Here is a 203-nt window from a genome sequence, read left to right as displayed (position 1 = left end):
CAGCTCCGTCATGCTCTGTTACTCCTGTAGCAGCCTTACGGCATTCTGTTTCCCGTTTTCCATCGTCCAGTTCGTTTCGGCTTTCATCCCCTCGGGCAAACCAGAAAACGTCCGTTGCTCCCCTCGTGATAACGCACGCCCCATGTCTTCGCGTTCAGTTTCCGCAATGTCTCTTCCTGTACCCTGATTTCTTCCAGGTTCGT

General features: G+C 53.2%; 1 pseudogene. It reads right to left on the bottom strand.

The window, feature by feature from the left end:
* Positions 1–203 (bottom strand): annotated as a pseudogene (locus tag BFF42_RS28025) (plasmid mobilization relaxase MbeA); the annotation flags it as partial.

The sequence above is a fragment of the Shigella sp. FC1661 genome (assembly GCF_001712525.1).
In the GTDB taxonomy this organism is placed as follows: Bacteria; Pseudomonadota; Gammaproteobacteria; order Enterobacterales; family Enterobacteriaceae; genus Escherichia; species Escherichia coli.
Note: the sequence above shows the minus strand (reverse complement) of the source record. Positions and strands in the feature narration are given on the sequence as shown.